4 protein-coding genes are annotated in these 3661 nt (G+C 55.7%); 2 read left to right on the forward strand and 2 right to left on the reverse strand.

All coding sequences use genetic code 11. The features are described 5' to 3' along the window. A partial coding sequence (locus H7A81_RS26420) for an anion permease (RefSeq protein ID WP_182059249.1) occupies window positions 1-158 on the forward strand: 158 nt, incomplete at its 5' end. 164 nt (window positions 159-322) lie between these two features. Further along, entirely contained in the window at window positions 323-1966 is a 1644-nt protein-coding gene (gene fumA / locus H7A81_RS26425; protein WP_097119217.1) for a class I fumarate hydratase FumA, read from the forward strand. A gap of 78 nt (window positions 1967-2044) precedes the next feature. Here fumA and H7A81_RS26430 read toward each other — a convergent pair whose 3' ends face one another. After that, window positions 2045-2209, reverse strand: coding sequence for a hypothetical protein (locus H7A81_RS26430; protein WP_166931753.1), 165 nt, complete (start codon window positions 2207-2209; stop codon window positions 2045-2047). A 151-nt stretch (window positions 2210-2360) separates the two neighbouring features. Then, on the reverse strand, window positions 2361-3661 hold a 1301-nt coding region (locus tag H7A81_RS26435; RefSeq protein ID WP_182059250.1), incomplete at its 5' end, for an aryl-sulfate sulfotransferase.

Here is a 3661-nt window from a genome sequence, read left to right on the forward strand (position 1 = left end):
GTATTATCACCCCGTACGGCACCGGCCCTAGCCCGATTTATTACGGTAGCGGCTACCTGCCAACCAAAGATTACTGGCGTCTCGGTACTATCTTTGGTGCCATCTTCCTGATTGCTCTGATGGTTATCGCCTACCCGTGGATGGTGATGATGTTCTGACGATGTTGCTCCGATGTTAAAAACGGAGCCGCGCAGTACCGTGAAAGTGTTATGATGCTCGCCAGTCAGCCCTTGCGGAGGGCTGGCGAGAGAAAATCTAAAAACAGATCGCCTAATTTGTCACCTGCCACTCTGACAGGCGACACGAAGCTAAGTGAGCCAACATGTCGAACAAACCCTTCTATTATCAGAATCCCTTTCCTCTCGCCAAAGATGATACCGAATACTATCTGCTGAGCCGCGATTACGTCTCAGTAGCCAACTTCGATGGCGAAGAGGTGTTGAAAGTCGATCCGAAAGCCCTGACGCTGCTGGCGAAGCAGGCATTCCATGATGCTTCATTCATGCTGCGCGCCTCGCATCAGGCGCAGGTTGCCGCGATTCTGGCGGATGACGAAGCCAGCAAGAACGACAAATACGTTGCCCTGCAATTCCTGCGTAACTCGGAAATCGCCGCCAAAGGCGTGCTGCCGACCTGCCAGGACACCGGCACGGCGATCATCATGGGCAAAAAAGGCCAGCGCGTCTGGACCGGCGGTGGCGATGAAGCCGCGCTGTCACAAGGCGTCTATAACACCTTTATTGAAGACAACCTGCGTTACTCGCAGAACGCCGCGCTGGATATGTACAAAGAGGTCAATACCGGCACCAACCTGCCGGCGCAGATCGACCTCTACAGCGTGGATGGCGACGAGTACAAATTCCTGTGCATCGCCAAAGGCGGCGGTTCTGCCAACAAAACCTATCTGTATCAGGAAACCAAAGCGCTGATCACCCCGGCCAAGCTGAAGAATTATCTGGTCGATAAAATGATGTCGCTCGGCACCGCCGCCTGCCCGCCGTACCATATCGCGTTTGTGATTGGCGGCACCTCAGCAGAGAGCACGCTGAAAACCGTCAAGCTGGCTTCCACCCACTACTACGATTCACTGCCGACCGAAGGTAACGAGCACGGTCAGGCATTCCGTGATGTCGCGCTGGAGCAGGAACTGCTGAAAGCCTCACAAGAGTTGGGCCTTGGCGCACAGTTTGGCGGTAAATACTTCGCCCACGACATTCGCGTGGTGCGTCTGCCACGTCATGGCGCGTCCTGCCCAGTCGGCATGGGTGTGTCCTGCTCGGCTGACCGTAATATCAAAGCCAAAATCAACCGCGAAGGCATCTGGATCGAGAAACTGGAAGATAACCCAGGCCGCTATATCCCGGAAGAACTGCGTCAGCAGGGCGAAGGCGAAGTGGTGAATGTCGATCTTAACCGCCCGATGAGTGACATTCTGGCGCAGCTGTCATCCTATCCCGTGGCAACCCGCCTGTCGCTGAACGGCACCATTATCGTGGCGCGTGATATCGCCCACGCCAAACTGAAAGAGCGCATCGACAACGGCGAAGGTTTGCCGCAGTACATCAAGGATCACCCAGTGTATTACGCGGGCCCGGCGAAAACCCCGGAAGGTTATGCATCCGGCTCACTCGGCCCAACCACTGCCGGTCGTATGGACTCCTACGTTGACCTGCTGCAGGAACACGGCGGCAGCATGGTGATGCTGGCGAAAGGCAACCGCAGCAAACAGGTGACTGATGCCTGCCATAAACACGGCGGTTTCTACCTCGGCAGCATCGGCGGCCCGGCAGCGGTACTGGCGCAGCAGAGTATTAAGAGTCTGGAGTGCGTGGAGTACGCGGAACTGGGAATGGAAGCCATCTGGAAGATTGAAGTGGAGAACTTCCCGGCGTTTATCCTGGTGGATGACAAAGGCAATGACTTCTTCCAGCAGATCCACAATCAGTGTTCTGCCTGCGTGAAGTAAGGCTTTAAGCCGTGCTAAAACTAAAAATCCGCGGCTTATGGCTGCGGATTTTTTTATGGGGTGAGCACTGCGCGATGCTTACATCGCACCGAGTTGTACGTCTAACAGCATATCGGCATCATCATCGTTTTGACCAATCACGTAGATGGCCTGACGTCCCGGCAGATTCACCGTGATGATGTGCTGATCATCGGCATCCAGCACGTCATCGTGCTGTTCCTGAAACTTATGCAATGTGTTCATGTTTTTCCTTAAAATGGTGCGCGACTTTACTTTCCCTACACTCTTATATCGACAAGACCAGGCTCAAATGTAGCGGAATATTCTGCTTTCGTGATGCAGGCACTCTGTCACGGCCAAATGACAGTCTGATTAAAGAAGTAACGCACATTTCTTACTGTGAGGATGTCAGCGCCGGACAACCCGGTAACGCCGGATAACGGATGCAATCCGCTGTCACCGCCTTTTCACTGTGCGGCGTCCCATCTGGTGCCCAGCGGTAATCCACCATGTAGGCGCGATACACCGTGTTGCCACTGTAGTGATCGCGCGGCATCGCTTTGCCGTAAAACGGGCTGACGTACTCCCAGACAATCGCGCCCTGCGGTGTCACCTGGAAAAGGCGGCCGCTCTGCCCTTCGTTGATCAAGGTGTTGCTATTCGGCAGGCGCTGCGCGTTGCTGATATAGGCACTGTAGAAGGTGGAGATCGCTTGTCCTGATTTCTCGCCGGTGTACTCCCAGACGATTTGTTTGGTCTGCGGGTTCACTTCAATGACGCGTGAAGCGGAGAAGAATCCTTGTCGCGTGGGCGGGAATCCGGCGTTGCCCTGATTATCAAAAATCAGAATATTGCCAGCACCCGGCAAGCCAGGTCCGATCATGTGCACATCGTGCTCGCCAATCAGCTGATCCAGTGGACGCGGCAGCGGGGTATCCAGCTTCAGCGCTGGATAATCAGGCCCAATGCGCCACACCACTTTACCCGTCTGCCGATCGACAATCACGGCCACGTTGCCGTTGCGCGAGTTAAACAGGATGTTGTCAGGGGCAAAGCGCTGATCGCCTTTATCAAACCACGGGTTTGGTCCCAGCGGTGCCGCCGTGTTCATATGCAAAAAGTCAGCGTCCTGGCTGTCACGGATCATCGCCAGTTGCGCGTCAGAAAAACCCAGCTCATTGAGGTGATCGGCCACCGACCAGCTCCATAGCTTCTCTCCCTGCGGCGACACCTCCTCCAGCGTATTATCGATGATGCGATAGTTGTAGCCGGGCAGCTGGCGCAGTGCCGCGCCCAGCACCAGCGTGTTGCCATCTGCCAGGCGCTGGATTTCATGGTGTTGATGCACCGGCTGCTGCTGACTGCCGTATTGCCACTGTACCGCACCGTTCCAGTCCACTTCCGCCACGCTGGCATTCACCATGCCGTTGCCGGGGCTGGCTTCCTTATCGAGATCTTTCTGACGCTCCAGCTGTACCAGCAGATGCCCCCGCTGGCCGTTGACGCGATCAGTGGGAATTGGCCAGCTCGGGAATCCTTCATAGGCCCAGCGATGCACTTCCTGCCCGGTCATATCAATTAAGTGGGTTTGGTTATCGCTGCCGGGGATCACCACATAACCGTTCCAGGCACGCGCGGGATCGTAATACGTCACGCCCGTAGGAAACGCACTGGGAATGGCCGACGCGCCAAATG

Origin of the sequence: Pantoea sp. ME81, assembly GCF_903970985.1 — a bacterium.
GTDB lineage: Bacteria > Pseudomonadota > Gammaproteobacteria > Enterobacterales > Enterobacteriaceae > Pantoea > Pantoea communis.